At 60.6% G+C, this 21,076-nt stretch carries 17 protein-coding genes; 6 read left to right on the forward strand and 11 right to left on the reverse strand.

Going from position 1 to position 21,076, the window contains the following annotated elements:
- The first annotated feature begins 173 nt into the window (after window positions 1–173).
- Both ABXR19_RS06780 and hflX read left to right on the forward strand, forming a co-directional pair.
- Complete coding sequence (locus tag ABXR19_RS06780; RefSeq protein ID WP_354600350.1) at window positions 174–707, forward strand: nitrogen fixation protein NifQ; 534 nt, start codon at window positions 174–176, stop codon at window positions 705–707.
- Window positions 708–977: 270 nt separating this feature from the next.
- Entirely contained in the window at window positions 978–2,330 is a 1,353-nt protein-coding gene (gene hflX, locus ABXR19_RS06785) for a GTPase HflX (protein WP_354600351.1), read from the forward strand.
- A 418-nt stretch (window positions 2,331–2,748) separates the two neighbouring features.
- On the opposite strand, the gene ABXR19_RS06790 is transcribed toward hflX, so the two are convergent.
- The gene (locus tag ABXR19_RS06790) at window positions 2,749–5,148 is read right to left on the reverse strand and encodes a penicillin-binding protein 1A (protein ID WP_354600352.1); all 2,400 of its coding nucleotides are present in this window, start codon (window positions 5,146–5,148) and stop codon (window positions 2,749–2,751) included.
- Between the two features lie 213 nt (window positions 5,149–5,361).
- On the reverse strand, window positions 5,362–6,798 hold the full coding sequence (locus ABXR19_RS06795) for a hypothetical protein (RefSeq protein WP_354600353.1): 1,437 nt from the start codon (window positions 6,796–6,798) through the stop codon (window positions 5,362–5,364).
- 624 nt (window positions 6,799–7,422) lie between these two features.
- On the opposite strand from ABXR19_RS06795, the gene ABXR19_RS06800 reads away from it, so the two are divergent.
- Window positions 7,423–8,034: an HD-GYP domain-containing protein gene (locus ABXR19_RS06800; protein WP_354600354.1), complete on the forward strand. Its 612-nt coding sequence runs from the start codon at window positions 7,423–7,425 to the stop codon at window positions 8,032–8,034.
- 166 nt (window positions 8,035–8,200) lie between these two features.
- Here the strand turns inward: ABXR19_RS06800 and ABXR19_RS06805 are convergent, their stop codons facing one another.
- From ABXR19_RS06805 to ABXR19_RS06825, 5 genes are all read right to left on the reverse strand, one after another.
- Complete coding sequence (locus tag ABXR19_RS06805; protein ID WP_354600355.1) at window positions 8,201–8,767, reverse strand: YceI family protein; 567 nt, start codon at window positions 8,765–8,767, stop codon at window positions 8,201–8,203.
- Between the two features lie 57 nt (window positions 8,768–8,824).
- Entirely contained in the window at window positions 8,825–9,409 is a 585-nt protein-coding gene (locus ABXR19_RS06810) for a YceI family protein (protein WP_354600356.1), read from the reverse strand.
- Between the two features lie 25 nt (window positions 9,410–9,434).
- Window positions 9,435–10,043, reverse strand: coding sequence for a cytochrome b (locus ABXR19_RS06815; protein WP_354600357.1), 609 nt, complete (start codon window positions 10,041–10,043; stop codon window positions 9,435–9,437).
- Between the two features lie 363 nt (window positions 10,044–10,406).
- Entirely contained in the window at window positions 10,407–10,970 is a 564-nt protein-coding gene (locus tag ABXR19_RS06820; protein WP_354600358.1) for a PEPxxWA-CTERM sorting domain-containing protein, read from the reverse strand.
- A 276-nt stretch (window positions 10,971–11,246) separates the two neighbouring features.
- Window positions 11,247–11,687 (reverse strand): flagellar protein FlhE, encoded by a 441-nt coding sequence (locus tag ABXR19_RS06825; RefSeq protein WP_354600359.1) that lies wholly within the window; start codon window positions 11,685–11,687, stop codon window positions 11,247–11,249.
- Window positions 11,688–11,907: 220 nt separating this feature from the next.
- Between ABXR19_RS06825 and ABXR19_RS06830 the strand changes: the two genes are divergently transcribed.
- Window positions 11,908–13,287, forward strand: a complete 1,380-nt coding sequence (locus ABXR19_RS06830) for a GGDEF domain-containing protein (protein ID WP_354600360.1) — start codon at window positions 11,908–11,910, stop codon at window positions 13,285–13,287.
- 263 nt (window positions 13,288–13,550) lie between these two features.
- Here ABXR19_RS06830 and ABXR19_RS06835 read toward each other — a convergent pair whose 3' ends face one another.
- Together ABXR19_RS06835 and ABXR19_RS06840 are read right to left on the reverse strand one after the other, a co-directional pair.
- A complete protein-coding gene (locus ABXR19_RS06835; RefSeq protein WP_354600361.1) occupies window positions 13,551–14,738 on the reverse strand; it encodes a hypothetical protein in 1,188 nt (395 codons plus the stop codon).
- 369 nt (window positions 14,739–15,107) lie between these two features.
- On the reverse strand, window positions 15,108–15,698 hold the full coding sequence (locus ABXR19_RS06840) for a PEP-CTERM sorting domain-containing protein (RefSeq protein ID WP_354600362.1): 591 nt from the start codon (window positions 15,696–15,698) through the stop codon (window positions 15,108–15,110).
- Window positions 15,699–16,160: 462 nt separating this feature from the next.
- Between ABXR19_RS06840 and ABXR19_RS06845 the strand changes: the two genes are divergently transcribed.
- Window positions 16,161–17,057: a 2Fe-2S iron-sulfur cluster-binding protein gene (locus ABXR19_RS06845; RefSeq protein ID WP_354600363.1), complete on the forward strand. Its 897-nt coding sequence runs from the start codon at window positions 16,161–16,163 to the stop codon at window positions 17,055–17,057.
- 104 nt (window positions 17,058–17,161) lie between these two features.
- On the opposite strand, the gene ABXR19_RS06850 is transcribed toward ABXR19_RS06845, so the two are convergent.
- Together ABXR19_RS06850 and ABXR19_RS06855 are read right to left on the reverse strand one after the other, a co-directional pair.
- Window positions 17,162–18,019, reverse strand: coding sequence for an acid phosphatase (locus ABXR19_RS06850; protein WP_354600364.1), 858 nt, complete (start codon window positions 18,017–18,019; stop codon window positions 17,162–17,164).
- 96 nt (window positions 18,020–18,115) lie between these two features.
- On the reverse strand, window positions 18,116–20,020 hold the full coding sequence (locus ABXR19_RS06855) for a TIGR03768 family metallophosphoesterase (protein ID WP_354600365.1): 1,905 nt from the start codon (window positions 20,018–20,020) through the stop codon (window positions 18,116–18,118).
- Between the two features lie 370 nt (window positions 20,021–20,390).
- Between ABXR19_RS06855 and ABXR19_RS06860 the strand changes: the two genes are divergently transcribed.
- Window positions 20,391–21,076, forward strand: a 686-nt coding sequence (locus ABXR19_RS06860) for a CHASE4 domain-containing protein (RefSeq protein WP_354600366.1), incomplete at its 3' end; no start/stop codon positions are given.

A 21,076-nucleotide genomic window follows, 5' to 3' on the forward strand; every position in this document is an offset into this window, starting at 1 on the left:
GGGAAACAGGCTGTAACGAAGCCGACAAAATGTCGGGATCAGTACTGAATACAGCAGAGAGAGAAGCTTGTTCGAGGCCGCGCCGCACGGCTTTACTCAGTCCTCAGTCCTCAGTGCTCAGTCCTTTTTTCGACTGGCCCGCTCCTTGCAACGCCCATGGCGGAGGATTCGCCATGAACGCACCCGACTTGTCCCTGTCACGTCTGATTGCTGCCCAGCCGCCACTGGAAAAACTGGTGATCGCCTGCGTGCTCGCGGAATCACAGCGCGTCGGTGCACAGCCGCTGATTCGTGGTCTTGGCCCTGCTTCTTTCTCGATGCTGTGCGCTACTTGTCTGGCGGGGCTGGAGCTTGATAACGGAACGGCGCCCGCGCCCGTATTCGATGAATTCGACGAACTGTTCGAGCTGCTGGTTGAACACGCCGCGCCGCTGGATCAGATGAGCCTGTGGCTGGCGGCCGCGATTGCCACGGCTGCTCAGCGCGACAATCATTTGTGGCAGGACATGGGCTTGCCCTCGCGACGCGAGCTCAACGCCATCCTGCGCTTGCGCTTTCCGGGTCTGGCGGTACTGAATGTCGGCGATATGAAATGGAAGAAATTCTTCTATCGCCAACTGTGCCAGAGCGCCGGCGTGCCGATCTGCAAGTCACCCACCTGCGGGGTGTGTGTGGATCATGCGGAGTGCTTCGGGCCCGAGCATTAAGTCATGGTTGTGAGCGTTCACTTCGGGCCCCCTGAAGAGTAGCGCCTGACAAGGGTCTTCAGCAGCCCTGTCTGAAGAGTCTTGCCGGATAAGCCTCTTCAAGCATCCTGCCTGTAGCGGTCTATCCCGCGCGGCTGTGCAGGATGGTCTGGGTCACGCTCTTGATCGCCGTATCTCCTAAGCTGCGTACGGAAACGCTTGTTGATCGGCGCAAGGCGCATAGCCGTGTACCATCCGTCCTTGCTCAAAACTTATAGAAGCCCTCCCTGAATGAATCCTGAAGTTGAAGTGAAGTTGAAACGCGCAATCATGGCCTCGGTGCAACTGCCGAATGTGACCGATCTGGAGTTCGAGGCCTCGCTGATGGAGTTGCGCGAGCTGGCCAAGACCCTGGGCTATACCGTGGTCGAAACCTTTGTGCAGAAGCGTACCGGCTTTGACCGCACGGGCTATCTGGGCGTGGGCAAGCGGCAAGAGATCACCAGTTACGTGAGCGGCCAGTCCGGTTTCGACGAGATGGACGGCTCGCCGCTGAGTACCGAGCCGGTGCTGGGCGAGATTGAGGTGCTGCTGGTCGATCATGAGATTTCGCCTTCGCAGGCGCGCAACCTTGAGGTGGAAGTGGACTGCGAGGTGATGGACCGCACCATGGTCATCCTCGAAATCTTCCATCGCAACGCACGCTCACGCGCCGCCAAGGCGCAGGTGGAGATCGCGCGTCTGGGTTACATGGCACCGCGCCTGCGCGAGGCGGCCAAGCTGGCCGGCCCGCAAGGCCGGCAACGCAGCGGTGTGGGCGGCCGGGGCTCGGGCGAATCGCACACCGAGCTGGACAAGCGCAAGATCCGCGACCGGGTTGCCGAGTTGCAGAAGGAAATCCTCGCCATGGAGGCTGAGCGCAAGACGCAGCGCGCGCGGCGCATGGAAAACGAAGGTCTGGCCAGCGTGGCGCTGGTGGGTTACACCAATGCCGGCAAATCCACGCTGATGCGCGCGCTGACCGGCAGTGAAGTGCTGGTGGCCAACAAGCTCTTTGCGACGCTGGATACGACAGTGCGCACCCTGTATCCGGAGGGCGTGCCGCGCGTCTTGGTGAGCGACACGGTGGGCTTCATCAAGAATCTGCCGCACGGGCTGGTGGCCTCGTTCAAATCCACGCTGGAAGAGGCGCTGGACGCATCCTTGCTGCTGCATGTGATCGACGCCAGCGACCCGGGCTTCGAGCGCCAGTTGGAGGTGACCGACACGGTGCTGAAGGAAATCGAGGCGGATGTGGTTCCGCGCCTGCGCATCTTCAACAAGATCGACTTCGTCGGCGATGAGGCCGCACAGGTCGAGTGCGAAGCCGCGCTGCGTGAAAAATACCCGGATTGCGTGGTGATGAGTGCGCGCAACCCGGCGGACGTAGCCCGCCTGCACAAGACGATCATGGCTTACTTTCAGCGGGATCTGGCCGAGGCCGAGCTGTTCCTGCCCTGGTCCGCGCAGCAGTTCCGCAAGGACATTTACGCCTGTTGTGAAGTGCTGGAAGAGCGTGCCGACGAAGCGGGTGCTTTCTTCCGGGTGCGCGGCGCGCCCGAGTCGGTGGAGAAGCTGCGCGAGCAGTTCGCCTTGCTCGGCTAAATAAATACATCAGTAAGGGAGTTGCCAGGCACTGTCAAGAAAAACCCAGTTATTGTTTTTATTGAGAACGCCTATTCCACGAATTTTCTGGGATTTGGATGCTGGAGAGCACTCTTGTGGGCGAACGGCTGGGCGAGCAAAAAGGCCACAAGAGTCCGCAGAGGGAAATGGCAAAAAAAAGGCTTTGTCTTTTCGTGAGTGATGGCCCGCCTGAAGAGCCCCATGGGGCGGACATCTTCAGGCATATGCCGCCAGGAGCCAGTCTGAGTGCGGATTTTGCAGCACACGCCTTCAAAAGCCTTGTCCAGAGGGGATCTTCAGGTATGGCGCTGGTGGCTTGGCGGCTCAACCCTTCGATAAGCTCAGGAGAGCCTTCATCCGCTGCACTTCTTGCGCTCAGTGCGAACGGCTCAATGGCTCACAAAGGCGGGCTGGCCGTTACTGCGGGCGGGGAAGCGCTGGCTGGCGGTGCAACAGCGACGGGCAATGGGGCGCTGGCGGGGGGCGGCGGCGGAGCGCTCGTCGTGGCGACGGGCTCGGCCGGGGCGGAGGTTTCGGGGATGGGCGCTTCCAGTTCCGGGGCTGAGGCATCTGCGGCAGGGGCACTGACAGCACGCGGCCAGGCAGGCAGCGGGGCAGACGTTTCTGTGGCGGGGGCGTCTGCGCCGAAGGCCTTGCCGTACCAGTTATTCAGGCGGCCGAGCAGGGTGTCGTCTACGGCTTTGGCAAAACGCGCCTCGCTGTCGATGAGACGCGCGCCCTGGGCACGGGCGAAGAAGTCGCCAATGATCGGCAGTGCGCTATGCGCGCCCTGACCCCAGTAGTCACTGCGCAGGGTGATGCGGGCGTCGTTGAAGCCGACCCAGGCGCCGCTGACCAGCTGCGGGTGCATGAGGATGAACCAGCCATCGGTGTTGCCCTGGGTGGTGCCGGTCTTGCCGGCGAGATCGCCCTTGACGCCCCAGGCGCGGATGCCGGCGCCGGTGCCGCGTGAAATGACGCCGCGCATGCCGTCCACGAGCGTATCCAGCGCGTTGGCAGAGATGCCGCGCTCCGGCGCGTTGGGCTGGAATTCGGCGAGCACTTCGCCCTTGCGGTTCTCGATGCGCAGCACCATGAGTGGCGCGCGGTAGCGGCCCTTATCGGCGATGGTGGCGTAGGCGGAGACCATTTCGTAGAGGCTTACCGGGCTGGTGCCCAGCGCCAGTGAGGGCACTTCATCGAGCTTGCTTTCGCGCACGCCCATGGCACGCGCCAGATGCGCCACGCGGGCAGGGCCGACCTGTTGCATGACTTGCGCAGTAATGCGATTGCGCGACAGCGCCAGTCCGGTAGCCAGCGTCATCGGCTCGCCGGAGGGCGGCTCGGCATCGTCGGGCCGCCAGACTTCCTTGCCCCCGAGCGGGATTTCGACCGGCGCATCGAGGAAGCTGTCGTCCGGCTTGGCGCCACGCTCAAAGGCCGCGCCATAAACGAAGGGTTTGAAGGTGGAGCCGGGCTGCCGGCGTGCCTGATGGACATGGTCCCAGGCGTCGTCGGCGAAATCGCGGCTGCCGACCCAGGCGCGCACGGTGCCGTCGCGCGGATCAATCGCGAGGAAGCCGGCCTGCACGCGGGTTTTGTCCTCGCGCAGCTGGCGCAGGAAGGCGGCGTCGTGCGACAGGCGCTTCATCACGGCTTCGGGCGCTTCACCAGCTTCAACGGCATCGGTATAGACCTTGCTCTCGCGGATCAGGGTTTCGATGAGACGGTTGCCGGCGCGCCATTGCCCGGCCCAGGCATTGTTCGCAATGCCTTGCAATTGCCGGCCGCGCTGCTCGACGGCGCGCGTGGCGTATTTTTGCAGACGCGAATCGATGGTGGTGGTGACGACCAAGCCATCGGTGTAGATGTCGTAGTCATTCTGGTCAGCCCAGTCGATGAGCCAACGCTTGAGCTGGGCGGTGAAGTGCGGGGCCTCGCCGAGCTCGACGCTCTGGCGTTCAAAATCGAGCTTGAGGGGACGTTTGGCAAGTGCCTCGTAGCGCGTGGCGGAGAGCTTGTCCTGCTGGGCCATGAGCGAGAGGACGAGGTTGCGCCGCTCGTGGGCGCGCTCGGGGTTCTTCACCGGATTGTAGTAAGAGGTGCCCTTGAGCATGCCGATCAGGGTGGCGCTCTCCAGCAGGTCCAGTTCGCGCGCGGACTTGTCGAAGTAGGTGCGCGCGCCCATGTCGATGCCGTAGGCGTTGTAGAGAAAGGGCACCGTGTTGAGATAGGTTTCGAGGATCTGCGGCTTGGTGTATAGCGCCTCGATCTTCAGTGCGGTAATCGCTTCCTTGAGCTTGCGGTTGAGGTTCTGGCGCCGGCCGATTTCCTCTGGAAAAAGATTACGTGCTAGTTGCTGGGTGATCGTCGAACCACCTTGCGTGTCGCCCTGCAGGGTGGCGATGAAGGCGCCGCCGAGGCGGTAGAAGTCGATGCCATGGTGGTTGTAGAAGCGCTTGTCTTCGGTGGCGATCAGCGCGTCGATCACGCGCGGCGAGATGGCGTCCAGCGCAACCCAGTCGCGATTGCCGCGTTTGAAGGTGGCGAGCTCCTTGCCGTCGGCGGTGAGCACGCGGGTGGGCGATTCGTCACGCGCCTTGCGAATGTCCGAGATGCCCGGCGTGAAAGGGATCAACACCAGCATCCACAGCAGCAGTAGGGCCGGGGGCAGGGCCAGCAGCACCAAAACCTCGCGCCAACCGGGGTGGCGCAGACGTTGCAGCAGAGTATGCAGCAAGGGTTGCAGCTTGGCGGTCAGCAAGGACCAGTCAATTTTCGGCAGGCGTAAGGGCACGGTGGTTTTGGCGTTGAATCGGCCTGCGCATTATGCGGAGAATCAACGAGGCCTGGCTCGAATTGTTCGTATTTGGAACTGATGCTTGTTTTCAGGCGGCAGTAGCTGAGTGCCGCTTTTCTCTTCTGAATAATTAAAAAAGCCCGGCAAACTGCCCGGGCTTCTCCTTGGCACGCTGCACCTGGCAGCGTTTGCAGACAGATTTTCTCGCGCCTATTTCAGCTTGCAGGCCGCTACGCGATTCACCGTAATGCTCTTGCCCCCGGAGCTGTCGGCCCACATTACGTCGCCATCCGGCGTGCGGATGAAGTCCTGAAAGACGTTGATCGGGGCTGTGGTGGTGACGGGGCCTTCAAGGATTGCGCCAGTGCTGGCGTTTGCCGTGGCGATCAGCAGCTTGCCACCGGACTTCCAGCCCAGCAGCAATTTGTCGCTGCCCAGCGCCGCCATGTAGGGTCGGAACGGGTAGCTGGCGTCGATCCCGCTTGCGGCGCTGATCGTTTGGTCATTGCTCAGCGCGGCGCCACTGTCGGGCAGTTTTGCGAGCTTCAGCACCAGTGTGCCGCCGCTGTTGGCCTGGATGTAGTTCATCCAGAATCCGGCCCCCTGCACGGGAACCAGTCCGCCCAGGGCGCGTTTGTCGGCGGCGCTGTCGGCCAGCCAGTTCAGATAGGCCGGCGTCGCCGTGCTCGTAGCCAGCCGCGCCAGGCGCATGGCGTTCGGATAGGCGTCGCCATGGCAGGCCGCGCCCCAGTTGCCGTTGTAGGCAAGGCGCACTGACCAGCTGTGGCTGCAGCCCCAATCCCAGCCGCCGGACTGGATGGCGCCCGCCGTGCTGACAAACTTCAGCGTATCGCCGGCATGGATATCGACTTCACCGGCCACATCCGGCCGCGCGGTGGACATGGCGCTGCGGTAATACACGCCGTAACGTGCGCCATCCGTTGCGATCCGCGCCGTGTGCCCGTACCACCAGATGAACTGTGCGCCCACGCTGTCGGCATTGCCCTTCTTGGTCAGGGTGCTGCGGAAGCGGCTGGCGCCGTTGGGATCGATGCCCACCAGATCCATCTTGGCGCACACATTCTTGTCTGTGCTGCCGGCTCCGTAGCAGTACTTTGACGAGTAGATGTCGGGATCATTACTGACCACGGCCAGCACCGCACCATTCGCGTCGGCCAGCATGTCATGGACTTCCAGACCTTCCACATCCGCCAGATAGCTCTGCAGGGTGTCAGCACTGCTCAATCTGGCGATTCTGATCAGGCTGCCGCTGCCGTCTTTCCAGGCCAGCAAGGCGCTGCCGTCGGACTTGGGCGCGATAACCGTGGGCGTGTATTCGTCATTCACTGCAGCGTTGGCCACACTGATTGTCGTGCTGCGAACCCGTTTCGACAGAACATCGCAGGCGGGATCGGCTGGCGTGCCGCCCGAGGATGAACTCGACGAGCTCGACGAACTTGATGAGCTGGAAGAGCTGGAAGAGCTGGAAGAGCTGGAAGAGCTGGAAGAACTGGAAGAACTGGAAGAACTACCCACGCCTGCCGACGAAGCATCCCCGCCACCACCGCCACCACCGCCGCCACAGCCAGCGACGAGCAAGGGCAATGTCAGCGAGGCCCACAGGGCAGATTTACGTGCTAGCTTCATTCGTCTTCTCCACAGCAAAAATATTCGGGGACTTGAGCCGTCGCCTGCCGGTTTACGTGCGCTTTACGGATTCTGGCGATGCACGTCAGGCATGGCTTTTCCAGAATAACGGGTATTGAAAATCTTTGACCCATCTGCAGAGCCGCTCTCATCAGGATATTCGGCCGACAGGTGCGGGGTGGCGATGCATGTCCAGGCCGGCTGGCAGCGTAACGCAGCGCATCAAAGCCTGAGTTGCCGTATGGCGCCGATACCCGGCAAGCTGCGGTCTGGCGGCAGGCAAAAACACAGACGCTCGCCCGACAGCCTTGAGCAGATCATCCGCGAAGGGCCATTTGCGGGCGGGCTCCGGATGCAATGGATGCCTGATCGCTAGCTGAATAGCCTCGCGGGCTGGGCTTGTGCGGGCAGGGTGGCCGAAGAGGCTTGCTGGACATGCCTCTTGGTGCCGCACCCTGAAATTTTCTGATGTTCGTGCCGCCGCGTGCCGTGAAAATCCACAAAAAAAATCACAAACCGCGAATCTTTACCTCTCCGTATTCTCTGCCGCGCCGCGCCGCGCCGCGCCGCGCTCAAGTTCATCAGACCGCGACCGTAAAACTTTGATGGGAAGGTGCTGAAAAGGTGACCGAGTTGTATTCCAGCGATGAAATTTTCGAGTCTTTATATCAGTACACCCACGCCATCTCGATTGCCCTGGATCACCGTGATCATCAGACACGCCTGCATTCCGAACGGGTCAGTGAACTGTCGGTGGAGCTGGGTCAGTTTTGCGAACTGAGCCCATGGGAAATGAGCGTGCTGCGGGTCGCGGCGTCCCTGCATGACGTCGGCAAAATCGGCGTCAAGGATGCAATTCTTGGCAAAGCCGATGCGCTGGATGCGGACGAGTGGGCCTTGATGAAAGAGCATTCAGTGATCGGCGAGAGCATCATCCTGGCCATCAACACGCCGAGTGCCAAGGAAGCCTCGAAAGTCATCCGCCACCACCACGAACACTTTGACGGCAGCGGCTATCCGGACGGGCTTTGCGGCGACGAGATCCCCTTGAGCTCGCGCATCATCAGCATCACGGATAGTTACGACGCCATGGCCGTCACCCGTTCCTACCATCGGCAGCGCAGTCACGATGAAATCATGGTGATTCTTGCCAAGGAAGCGGGCTACAAACATGACCCCCGGATTCTGGAGATATTCCGGAAGCTGATCGTCGATAGCCCGCACAGATCCGCGTAGCGGGAACTTCAAGGCATGCCTGCAGAGCCGCGCGGGATGGCCTTGTGCGGGCAGGGTGGCTGGAAAGGTCCGCCAGGAGCGGTTCTTCGAACCGTGTTGTACGTGACGAACCGACAACAAAAAGCCCGAGGCTGGCCCGGGCTTTTTGCTGTGTCCAGGAGAGTGCTTATTCCTTTATTGCCTCAACACTGAAACTCAGGCTGACGTCGTCAGAAACGTAGGGCGCGAGCTTGCCCATGCCGAAATCGCTGCGCTTGATCTTGGCGACTGCGTTGGCGCCAATGGCGTCCTTCTTCATCATCGGGTGTTGCTGCAGGGTGAAATGAGTCAGCGTCAGGGTGACCGGCTTGGTCACGCCTTTGAGCGTCAGGTTGCCCTCAACGGACACGGGCTTGTCGCCTTCGAACTTAACGCTGGTGGATTTGAAGCTGATCGTCGGGTGCGCGGCGGTGCTGAAGAAGTCTTCGCCCTGAATGTGGCCGTTGAACACTTCATAGCCGGTATTGACGGACTTGGCGTCGATCACCACGTCCACCGACGCGGTCTTGGCTGTGCGATCCAGAGTGATCTTGCCGCTGGTCTTGTCGAAGCGGTGCTCCTGATTGCTGAAGCCCAGATGGTTATATTCGAAGCGGGCGGCGGTGTGCGTCGGGTCGATGGCAAAGCTGTCTGCGGCAGCGAAGCTGCTGGCGGAGACTGCGGTGAAGACGAGCGCGGTGAGGAGTTTTTTCATGGTGGTGGTCTCTGGTTTGGGTGAGGCTGTTGTGGGTTGGAGGCTTGGTGCTGGGGCTTATTTCTTCGGGCTGGCTGCGCCCGCACTGGCGAGCAGGCGGAACTTGATCTGCACTTCATTGGCAACGGTGCCGAAATCGGCCCACATGCCTTCGCCGATGGCGTAGTCGGCACGCTTGATGGCAAACGCGCCTTCAAACACGCCGTTGGCGCCTTCCGGCTTGAAGCTGACGGGGGCGCTCACATCCAGGCTCTTGCCCTTGATCGTGAGTTTGCCGCTGACTTCAAACTTGTTGTTGCCCAATGGCTTGACCGCGCTGGAAACGAAGCGCGCCGTCGGTTGAGCCTTGGTGTTGAACCACAGCTTGCCGGCAACTTCCTCATTGCCTTCAGCCGAGCCAACATCGATGCTGGCCACATCGATGTCGAAAGCGGCCTGCGCCTTGGCGGGCTGGGCCGGATCAAAATTGAGCTGAGCCGTGAAGCGCTTGAAGGCTCCGTCCATGGGCACGTTCATCTGCTTGTAGCTGAAGGCGATGGCGCTCTTGTCGGTGAGCACTTGCTTGTATTCCACGGCCGAGACCAACGGTGCTGCGGTGGCGGCCATCAGGCCCAGGCTGGCGAGGAGGAGGCGGGTTTGCATGGAGTTCTCCGGGGCGTTCAGTGAATTAGCGGGATTGTTTTTTCAGTACGGGCAGCATGCGCGCCAGCACTTCGTCACGATCAATCAGGTGATGCTTGATCGCCGCTGCGGCGTGCAGCAGCACCAGGCCGAGCATGCCAAGGTTCAGCGCGCCGTGCAGGCTGGCGAGCTGTTTGCCGAGCTCGACATTGCGCTCCAGCAGATCCGGCAATGGCAGCAGCCCGAAATACACCGTGGGAACGCCTTTGGCTGAACTCATCAGCCAGCCACTGAGCGGGATGGCGAACATCAGCACGTAGAGCAGGCGGTGCGTCCATTCCGCTGCGCTCTGTTGCCACAGCGGCAGATGAGCGGGCGCGGCCGGCACGCCCTTGATCAGACGCCAGATCAGGCGCAGCACCACCAGTAGAAAGATGCTGACACCAGCCCATTTATGCCAGGAGAAGTACTGCAGCTTGGCCGGTGAGAATGGCAAATCGCTCATATACAGACCCAGCAGGGCCGTGCTGCCAAGGCAAAGCGCGATCAGCCAGTGCAGGGCAATCGCGGTGTGGGTGTAATGCTTGGTGGCGTGACTGGGCATGGGATTCCGGTGTATCAGAAGAACTTGGCTGCTACTGTAGCCAAAGCCCAACGAGCCCGAAACGCATGGGTGCGCAAATGGTTATTGCAGAAACTGCAATAATATCGCGGGAACTTTTGGCGATTAGCCCGCTGTGTGTTGCACGCCGCAGAGCCGTAACGGGCGGATCTGTGCGGGCAGGGTGGTTGAAGAAGTCCATTGGGAGCAGGTCTTCAGGCAGAGGCATGAAATATGGCAATGCCAGATTGTCTCTATCTACTCTCGCTCTGAGCCCATGGACGCGATGGCTTTCTGCGGTTATGCAATCGCAGTTCGCATCAAACACAGCGCTGGCCGCGCACTGACTGCATTACCCAAAAGCAAAACGCCCACCCCGCAAGGGATGGGCGTTTCATCCCCACGATTGCGTGAAGATCAGGTGTTGCTGGTACGGCGGCGAACCATCAGGCCCATCAAGCCCAGACCGGCCAACAGCATGGCGTAAGTGGCGGGTTCGGGCACGGCAGACACATTCACCGCGATCGAGCCAAAATTGTCAGCCCCGTTGCTGTCCCAGTAGAACAATTGCAGCGTGCCAGCCGATGTCGCAGTACCACCAGAATTCGTGCCCAGCGCAAAATACTGGCTGCCGATTTTGCCGACCAACCGGCCATAGGCTGCCGTAAAGCCGTCTTGAGTGTAACTGCCCCAGTTCTGACCGATCAGTGTGCCGGCACTTGCAGCAGACTCATCAGAGCCGGTAGCGAAAAGATTGGCAGTCAGGCCGTTGGCATTGGAATAACGCGGCAGGGGGCCCGCGCTCCACAGATCGGCGATCCCCGCCAATACCGTAAAGGACTCGCCCGCAGCCAAAGTGATGGTGCTGAGGGCCGTGCCGCCTGTGCTGGAATTTGCCAAAGCATCCACGTTATAGGTGGCAGCCTGCGCACCAGCAGTGCTCAGAACCAGCGCCGCGATCATTGCAGTTTGTTTCAACATGTTTGAATCCTCTCTGTAAGTGAGACCGCTTGCTTGGCTGCAGTGCTCTTGAATGAGCGCGATAGTATGCTGCGGCGTAAAATTCACCTGTGACACAGTTGGCGTTCGGCCTCATATTTTTGACTTGGATCAATACGGCGTGGTGCGCGAAGCTGTCCAGACAGATTCAGCTCCAGACACCGTGTGCAGAGCCTCTCCGGATGGGCCTGTGCGGCAGGGGCGCTGAAGAGGTCCGGTGGGGGCGGCTCTTCAGGTAGCCCTCTAAATGGTTTTCGCCTAGTCGTACCAGTTTACAAGCAATGTTGCCGTGCGATGCCCCAACAGCGGCTTGAAATCGCCGGTCCCCGGCACCCGCGCGCGAAAGTAGAAAGGCTGGGCGGGCGTGGCGCCAGCGAAGTCCTGCGTCATGCGCTCCGGCGACTTGCTCGCATCAATACAGCGCCCGCCCAGCTGGCACAGCTGCACGCTCAGGTTCTTTGGCGGGTTCGCGTAGTGCCAGCGGTACATCACGTACGTGATCTTCGCCCCCGGCTTGGCCAAGGCTCCGGTTATCGGCAGTTGCGTATCCACATCGACTTCCCGACTGTCGATACGCTTCATGGCTGTTTCGGTACTGTAAGCTCGTAGGGGCGAGCCAGGTTCGGCGGCGTAGAGCATCGCACCCCAAGCGAATGCAGTCAGGGCTGTAATGGTCTGCAGGAAAATGCGTGATTTCACTCTGTTTCCTTTTATGTTTTTCCTGCTTGGAATGTGCCTTTGGTGGACAGGCGAAGAGACATTATCCTGGAAACCGCAATTGCCCACTTCTTCTCAAGAGCAGCACCCTTTTCAATGAATGGCGCAATTCGCAGTGGCCCCTTTCGTCTGATACCAGTTGGCGCATTCACTTTCAGATATATGTCCCCAGAGCCGCACGGGGCGGGCCTGTGCGGACAGGGTGGCTGTAGACCAGCTTCAGGAGAGGCTCTTCGGGCAGGATGCGGCGTATAGACTGAGCGCTTGCTTCAGCTCCGGGATGGAATGCCGATATAGCGTCAGCCGCCAGCCACATAATCTGACCAGTTCAATGTCTGATCCCACCTCCAAAAATGCTGTCAAAGCACCTCCCGATCGCGACTGGGAGGAGCCCCTGCAGGCCTATTTGGCTCAGCCGCCGTTCTGGCTGGAGTTTCCGGCGGCGATAGAGGCACGTTTTCTGCTGCGTGGCCGCCCGGCGCGTTTGAAGCGTTTCCTGTTCTGCCTGCGCTGGTCACTGGCGGTGCTTACCGTGATGGTTCTGTGCGATGGGCTATTGCTGGGCACGAATAAGGAGTGGGCGTTCGGCTTGCGACTCTTTGCTCTGGGGAGTTGTGCTGCGGGCTTGCTGGTGTTACCGCGCGAACGCTTTGCAGCGCATCGCGAGCGCAGTATGGCTGCGCTTTGCGTGGTGATGGCGGTGTGCCAAGTGTTGATCGTCTACGCTGGCGATGGTATGGCGACCCAACTTTACGACGGGGCTCTGGTGCTGGTGCTGTTGCTATGCAATCAGGTGGCCCGGGTGCGACTCCGTCAGGCTTTGCCTTTCACCTTGATGTGGTGGCTGCTGTTCGTGTTCCAGGAGCTGTTCCATGCCGAGAGCAGTTGGCGTGAAGTGTTTTCGGGCGGCGTGTTTGCGGCCGTGATTGCTGCAATGAGCCTGAGCGCCAAGCGGGCAATGGAGCTGGATAATCGTGCCACTTTTGCCTTGAAGTCCCTCAATGCGATCAACGCCGACAAATTGGCGCATGCCAACGCTGAGTTGCTCGCTCTGGTGCACTTCGATCCGCTGACCCAATTGGCTAATCGTCGTCATTGTGGCGAGTACTACGAGCGGATGCTGCGCAATGCCGTGCGCGAACGCACTCCGCTGGCGGTCCTGTTCGTTGATATCGACTATTTCAAGCGTTTCAATGACACCTATGGTCACCACGCAGGTGATGACTGCCTTTGTTTTGTCGCAACCATGGTGCGTTACGCTGCACGTCGTCCGCTGGATTTGGCAGTGCGCTATGGCGGCGAAGAGTTTGTCGTGATTTTGGCAGGAACCGATCAGCACGACGCGATTCGCATCGCAGAGGACCTGTGCAGCCAGATATATCAAGTGCGACTGCCGCACGAGACGCATCCGCTGGGACGAGTCACCGTCAGCATCGGTGTGTGTGCAGGCCGCCCCGATGCTGCGACAGCGTCATCAAACCTGCTGAACACTGCTGATCGTGCGCTCTATCAAGCCAAGCAGGACGGGCGTAACAGGGTGGCCTTTATACCGCTTGGAGCGCCAGCAACTTCAGTGGAATGAGGATGTACTTGGGTGATGTGCACGCCGCAGGCACAGCTTGATTCCATTCGGCGGAACAGTCATCCGCGACAATCGCCGGGCGGACTCAATCCAGCGGGCCGACAGCGCGCTGCCAGAAGGCCGCGTCCAGCACCAACTGAAACGCCGCTGACGTTTGAATTACACAGGGCAATTCAACGCCAGGCCAGAGCGCCCCTACGCTTTTTCCGAGTGCATTACCGGGTGCGGCCAAGGTGGCTGAAGAAGTTCGCTGAGGCAGCTCTTCAAGCGGTCGTCTCTTCTCTTTCCTTGATGGCTTGTACGGACCGTACGGCCAGCACGGGTGCCGGGATCGGTTCAGTCAGGGGCTGGGTGACAGGCCTGGGCGTAGCGCCATCACTGAGATGGTAGGTGGCGATAACGGCAGAGTAAAACGGGTTCGTGGCGTTATTGTTGATGATGCGTTGTGCTTCGTTGTTCAGCAGATTTTGTTGTGCGAGCGTGCCGGCCGGTGCTGTTTGATTGAGGGCAGCAGGCGTGCCGGCTGGTGTGGCCGTGACGAGTGTTGGCGCAGCGACGGCAGGTGTGGTCGTTGCGGGAGCGGTGGCGTTGGTCGGCGCGATGCTTGCGGTGCTTGTTGTTGTGGCGAGCGTACTTGCGCCGGTCTGATTTTGCGCCGAGTTCGTTGTCGTGGCTGTGCTGACGGCGGCGGTCAGTGATTCATAGAGGTCGGGGCTGGCCGACTGGAGGGTATTTGCATCCAGGCCGAGGCCGGCGAGGTCGAGGTCGCTGAGTTGGACGGCGTTCGCCAGAGTGTCGGCAGACAGGTTCTGCAGCAGGCTCGTGGGAATACCGACGGCCCCGGTAGTGCCGTCATTGGCGAGTCCGTTAGTGCTGGCGGCGACAGCTTCGAAGCTGGCGACTTGTTGCAGCAGCGACCGGGTCGACTGGATGAGCCGCGTCTGCGTAGCGGCCGGATTGGCGGTGGCGGCCGCAGTCAGGGCGGCCAGGTCTATGTTCAGGGTGACGGTGGTTTGTGCCGTGGCCGGCACGACGGAAGTCTGCGCGCTGACGCCAATGCTTTGCAGGTTCGTATTTTCACCAAGGCTCGTTGCCGCGGCATTCAGTGTCTGCGATAGCTGCTTGATCAACGTCGCGCCTGATTGTGAACCGAGCAGGGGAAGGGCGCTGGCGATGGCCGTCTGGGTCTGGTTGAAGGCTGCGACGAAATCCTGAGTCGTGCTCACGAGGCTGGCGGGCGTAGCACTCTGCAGGGTTTGAATACTGTTATTGAGCAGTGAGCCTGCTGACAGTACCTGACCGGTGGCCGAGAGCTGGACGACGGTCGATGCGCTATCCACCAGTGCCGCACTGATCGTGCCAGCGGTGGCGCTCACCCCTTGAACGCTCACCGGGCTGATGGCCGTCAGGCTGGCAAAAGCGGTTTGCTGAACGGAGGGAATACTGATCATGACAGTGCCTGCAACTTTCACCGGAAGGGCTTGCCGGGACACGTGCTGCGTACTTCAAGCTTAGCACTCGGTAGCGACACGTTTTATGACAGCAGGCCGGTGCAATTGTTCCCTTTTTTAACCCGGCTGACTCTCGATCGAAGCCTTTGCTGAACATTTGCACGCTGAAGAATGGCTTCAGGCGAAGATCTTCGGACTGAGCGTGCGGGGCCGGCATCCCTCACGGAGCAAGACGCAGAGGAAGGGCGCGGGACTGACATTCAGACAAAAAAAGGACAGGGCATAAGCGCCGTGTCCATTTTTTGATTTAGCTTTCAGGCTTGCCTGTTGCGCCCGGCTTGAGAGGCTTTCCAGGCAAGCCGAGTGCGATCAGGCTTGCTGGCGTTTCTTGCGAGCCACAAAACCCAGCGCCATCAGGCCGCCCAGCATCATTGCGTAGGTGCTTGGCTCGGGTACGGCCAGCACGTTGATGTTGTCCAGTTGCATGCCGCCGCCGCCGCCGACCGTGCCGTTAAAGGTCAGGTAGTCAACATTGCCCAGCGACAGGCCGGATTGGGTTGTCCAGCCGCCGTCGGTGGCGGAGACATCGAAGCTGCCGGTCAGTGTGCCGTTCAGGTAGCCATTTACAGTGACGGTGCCACTACCGCCGTACCAGGCGGTGTCGAAACTAGCCAGCGAAAAACTGCTGTTGTCGGCGCTTTTCAGATAGGCCGTGCTTAAGCGGTCTACCAGGAAAATGCCCGTGCCGTTCGATGTCAAACCGTAGCCGGTGCTATCGATTTCGTGGAAGTGTTGCTCGAAGTCTGCGACGATGCCAATTTCATAGCCGCTGCGTACGATGCTTGCGCTGTACTGTGCATTTGACTGGCCTTCAAACGTTAGCGTCGCATCCGTGGCGGCGAAAGCCGATGACGAGACGATGGCAGCTGACAGGGTGGCAATACGCAATGCTTTTTTCATATTTATTTTCCTCTGTTGAGATTGTATTTTTAACGCCACGTGCTTTCTGTGGGCACTTTCGTGGGTCTTGTCGGATTCTAAATGGGAAATGGCGGTGTGAATTATCACGGTGGTTGCTATGTGTACTTGATCGTGATCAACGTCACGTTTTTGGTGAGAATTGTGGGCGACTTTAGTCTTGCTGACTCGGTAAGGCTTTGACTTAGCCCGCGCTGACAGCGCCGTTTACTTTCAAAGCGTGCACAAAAATAGCCGTTTCACCGACCTGAAGTGATGATCGCCATACTTTTTCAGGCCGTAGTTTGAAATGAGGTCAATCGATGGCATACCCCTGGTTTTTTTGTGACCCGTCCATGTACCCGGGCCTTGTTCGCGCCACAGCGTCCCCGCGAAGCCTCTGTTTTGAGTGGCATGTTTTCTGCCTAGGGAGATTGCCTATCATCTCAACCCAGGAGTAATAAAGTGGCTAACGTAACCTTTTCTTCGCCGGTCATGCCGCGCGATATCACCGTGTATGCCGTTGCTGGCAGCCGCGTAACCCTTCTCTCCCTCGCAAAATCGCACAAGATTCCGATCCCCTGTGACTGTCAGGACGGCGAGTGTGGCTCTTGCATTGTCGAGGTCAAAAACTACACAAAGAACACCCGCGATGGCGTAACCCTGACAAACAAGGAGCGCGAAGTGCTGCTCCAGTTGGGCAAGATCACCAAGGAAGAGCTGAAGGACATGGCCTGCCATGACCTGCCGCCACGCCACCGTCTGGCCTGTCAGTGCCTTGTGCGCAATGAAGACATTCTGGTGACGTTTGAAGGCGACACAACGCTACCCGTCAAAGGCCCGGCGCTCTCCCTGGCGGCGGCCATCTACAAGGGCGGCGTCGAAATGGACTCGCTGGACAAGTTTCTGAGCTTTTCCGTGAAGGTCGAAGAGGATTCTGCCCAGCACTACGAAGAGCTGAGCGCCAACATGGCCGAGTGCGGCAATACCGATGTCGCCAAGCTCTTCAAGCAGCTCGGCGAGTATTCGCGCCTGCATCTTGCCGAAGCCATGGCCAAATGCGAGCGTTTCGACGCCACGGTGGAAGTGCCCGCCAGCTCCGCCTGGCCTGACAACGCCTCGCCGGAAATGGCCAAGCAGTGGGCCGGTGACGCCAGCATGACGCGTCTGGACGCGCTCAAGGTCGCGTTGCAGGGCGAGCGGCGTGGCTACGAGTTCTACTACTCGGTCGCCAACACCGCCGCCGACAAGCAAATCCGCGCAGTCGCCAAGGAGTTCGAGCGCGAAGAAGCCGAGCACGTCGAAACGCTCAAGCTGTGGATCGAGAAGGAAGAAGCTGCGATTCGCGCCACCGCGCGCTGATTTCGGCTGGCCCGGACGAAGGCGTGAGCCGGCGTCCGGGCCAATGCCGGGGCTTGCGCCCCGTCGATCTCTCAGACATGAAGCCCCGCCACGCAAGCCCCTTTTTATTGGGCCAGCGAGGGTTGTAGCGCCAGTGCCGCCGCTTCGGCGCTGCAGTCGCGGGAAGGTTTCAGGCCTCGCTCGCGAGCGCTGGTCAACTCGGCTTTGGCCGCATTCAGATCGGCCAGGAATGCGTGGTTTGCATGCAGGCGCGCTACGCTGCCCGCAGCCATTGAACGTGCCTGAACGACATCGCTGTGCCAGTGCGCATTGCATACATTCCGGCTCTCGCCGAAGGCCAGGCCGCGCGCAAGGATGGCGCCGCCTTGCGCGGGCGAGACTTCCGCAAGGATCAGCGCCCAGCTCCAGCCCACGGTGGTGTGCCCGGATGGATATGAACCATCATGTTCCAGAGAGACCCGATCATCCGGCGTGCACAGCGGTTGCCCGTTGATGACGAATGGGCGGGTGCGGTTGTAGTAATGCTTGGCGTTGCCCGTGGAACCACCTGCGTCCGTCAGGGTTCGATGCAGAAGGCTGTACAAGCGCGGCGTTTCCGCTTCGCTGACCGGGGCGTTCAGGGCGCAGCTGAACGTGCTGGCGGCGTGCGGGAAGCGCAGATCAGCGTCGGAAATTGCCTGCGTCCAGCGCGGCGTATCGCGCAAGCTGAAGCTTCGCTGGCTGATCTCCGTATCCAGCGCCAGGGCGGCCGAGCCTTTGGCTGGCGGGGGCGGCAGAAGAGCGAGGCTGTCCGGAATGTCCTTGACGGCAAGGTAGCCCTCCACCAGTCCGGGAAACAGGCCCAGCGCCGGGTTTGGCGCGGTATTTTCCTTGATGCCGGCACAGCCGCTGGCGAGTGCGCCAGCAATCAACACCGTCATTGCCGTCCTGCACCAGACGGGCTTGCGATCAGCTTTGTTCATTTGTCATTCTCCGGAAAGGGGGCTGCGGGCCAGGATAGCTCCCGGCCCGGGGTGAGAAGCTCGGCGACCACCTGGCGGATGGCCTTGAGCCCGCGTTCAGGGGAAAAGTGCCTTCAGCCTGGCGACCATCGCCGGGCTCAATTGCTTGATCAGCTCCGCGTTGTACGAACCCGTGGGATTCATCGTCGCGATGCTCGGGTCGGAAAGCGATCTTCCCGGCTTGTCAGGGTCGGGCACCGGGGCTTGGGTCACCAGATCAATCAGCTCGCTGGGGGTCTGGAAAAGGTTCTGGGCAATGACCGGACTGTTGACGACCTGAGTCGCCGCAATCGCATATTTGCGCGAGGTGGCGGCCGGCGTGCCGTGCAGCACCGCCGGGTCGACGTTGGTTGCGACAACGGAGACCGTGTAGTCGCTATTGACGTAGATTTCGAATGTGCGGAACTGCTGCGGGAAGTCCCGCAGGGACGAGGTTTCCACCTGCCAAAAGCCTTTTTCCGGCGCCTTGTCCGCGTCCGGCGAGTTGAATGCCTTGATCGAGTTGGTGTGGCGGTGCCCGGCAATCCACATCAGCACATTGGTATTGGCCTGCATCTCATCAATCAGGCCCTTCAGCGTGGTGGCGTTTGTCGGGTCGTCCCACCATTCCATGTAGCTGCCTTTGTGCGCGACGGCGATTGGAATGTGCGCGGCAATGATCATCAACTGGTCGGCCTTCTTGCCCGCGGCCAGCTGTTCCTTGAGCCAGCTCCAGCGCGTCTGATCCAGAAAACCGTGGCCATGAATGCTTGTGTTGGCCCCGTCGGTCTCGTTCTGGGTCACATCGAGGACGATGACCTTGAGCGGCAGCGCGGACTTGGGCACAAAGCTATAGCAGGCAAAATCCTTCCCGTACTTGGGATCGACCAGATTGAAACCATGCCCCACCGGGCTCGATGTGGTCTTGAAGAACTCCTTGACCCATTCCCCCTTCTTGAGCGAGCGCCGATCCGGATCGGGCACGACCGTGGGCGGCGTCTTGAAGTTGGCGACCGGCCCGGCGCCCACGACCGTGCCATAGGGGGTCGAACCATCAATGGTTCCCATGTAGTAGTCGGTCCGGGTGAAGTTGCCCGGTTGATAGAGCGCGTCACCGCAGGCGAAGATCGTCTTGCCCGTGTAGGTCTGCGGCAGATCCTTGCGCGGCCCGTCATAGACCGAGAAGGAGCCGATGAAAAAATGATCGTGGTTGCCCAGGGTCTGATAAAACGGAATCGATTTGTTCAGACCCGCCGCCTGGAAAGGCTTCTGATAATCGACGCTGTCTTCTCCTGCGTGTGCACCGGAGCTGGGCTTGATCAGCTTGCCGTCGATCACATCGATATACCAGCGCAGCTCGTTGTACTGCGTGCTATTGCAGGCATCCCCAAGCGAGATGCCGAAATCGAAGGGCGCGCTCTTGTGCAATTCGTTGACGGTCTGGATGGCCGCATCCAGTACCTGCGTGGTGTAGAGCATCACCGGCGAATACACCGACGTCATCCATGCCCAGGGCTGTTTGCCCAGCATCTCGATACCGGGCTGCGGCTTGTCGTAGGTGAGCTGCTGCAGATAGATCAACTGGTTCGGCGATTCCTTGTCCGTGATGTGGATGTCCGTGATCGCGAAGAAATTCAGCAGCTTGACCTTCCGGCTCACCCCCGCATGGCGGTAGTTTGCCGCGCAGATATCGGTGCGGGTCACGACCTGGAGCGGCGCGCCCAGCGTCCAGTTGCCATAGCCATAGCGGTCGTAATGCGCGACATCCGTCATCTGGATCTTCACCGCCGGAATCGGGCCGGGCAGCACGGTGTTCTGCGCCGTTGTAATCACATTGCCGCTATCGATCGGGTAGCGCTGCGGGGGCCGTGGCTCGCATCGGCCCTTGCCGGGCGCCGCCGCAGCATCGGACGCGGCCCCGGTGGCCGTCGCCGCCAGTGGAAGAGTAAGCAGGGAGGATTTCAGGAAGTTGCGACGTTGCATGATCAGGACTCCATGGCGGGGATGGGGGGCATGAGGATGCGCAAGGGCTCAGCCCTGCAGATTGACCATGCTGCGAGTATAACTATCCGAAGATTGACGGAGCAGGCGGCGCGAACTTGAGCCGCGCAGGGCGACACTGCCCTTTAGGGACCGCCCGCCACGCCAGCACTCTGGCGTCTTCAGCGCATGCCTGCAGCGCCGCGCAGGGCGGACCTGTGCGGGCAGGCATGCTGCAGAGTGGCTTCAGGCATGGCGTTGCGGGCAGGCGCCTGAAAGATGCGGATTCACCCGCGAAAAGCCTCTGATGGACTCAAGCGGCAAGCCGCGCAAGCCGTTAACCCGACAGTCCATTTCCCGTGAATATCTTCCAATGGGGCTGCGCGCCAAACTGATTATTGCCTTGCTGCTGGTGTTCGGCGCACTGGGTCTCGTGATCTTCACGACGATCCAGGCGCGCGTCGCGAGCAGCTATGACAGGATCGAATTCGACGAAGCGCAAGCCGATCTGACGCGCCTGATCAATGCGTTCGCCGACTCCGTGCAGCAGATCGACGACGCACTGCTGGAATGGGCCGTTTGGACCGAGATGTATGACTTCATGCGCTCGGGGGACGCCAGATTCCGCGCCAGCTACCTATCGCCCGAGGGCATCGCGCAGGCCCGCTACGCCTGGCTTGGGGTGTATGACGTGCAGGGGCGCATGTTCGGCAGCATTGGCCATGACCCGGAGCGCCGCCAGCCGCTCGTACTGCCCACCCTCGAAGATCCCGCCAACCCGCTGGCGCGCGCCTTGGGCGCGCCCTTGGCGCCCGGCGCCGTCCACTGCGGGCTGATCAAGATCGAGGCGCAGCTCTTCGCCATGTGCCGCCGCGCGATTGTCGATTCACGCGGCGCCGGCCCGGCCCATGGCGTGATCGTGATCCTCAAGGCCATCGGCCCCGATTTCATGGCGCGGATCATCCGCCAGACCAAACTCGATGCGCAGATCTGCGCTCCGCAGCCTCAGCCGGATCAGGCCTGCGCGCTGTGCACTCACCCCATCCAGGCCAGCATTGG

Origin of the sequence: Uliginosibacterium flavum (assembly GCF_040566545.1) — a bacterium.
Classification (GTDB): domain Bacteria; phylum Pseudomonadota; class Gammaproteobacteria; order Burkholderiales; family Rhodocyclaceae; genus Uliginosibacterium; species Uliginosibacterium flavum.